This window comes from Brevibacterium sp. SIMBA_078 (assembly GCF_046534565.1).
GTDB lineage: Bacteria > Actinomycetota > Actinomycetes > Actinomycetales > Brevibacteriaceae > Brevibacterium.
The window spans coordinates 1-235 of sequence record NZ_JAWRYQ010000600.1; the positions used below are offsets into that span (position 1 = coordinate 1).

1 protein-coding gene is annotated in these 235 nt (G+C 41.3%); it reads right to left on the reverse strand.

The window, feature by feature from the left end; genetic code table 11:
* On the reverse strand, positions 1-235 hold a 235-nt coding region (locus tag SB749_RS20935; protein WP_410712012.1), incomplete at both ends, for a glycosyltransferase.

Consider the following 235-nt stretch of genomic DNA (forward strand, 5'->3'; position numbering starts at 1 on the left):
GCGTGATTTACATTCAAGGCCTCAGATAAACTATGCAACAGTGCCTCTGCCTGAGCTAATAAGGTATCACCAGTAAAACTAAAACCAGTCACATTATGCTCAACTGTATCTTTTAAGCCGCCAACACTGTGCACAAGACAAGGCTGACCAGCTCGCATTGCCAGCATTTGACTAATACCACACGGCTCAAAAGAACTAGGCATTAAAAATAAATCCCCTAGTTGATACATTAAAT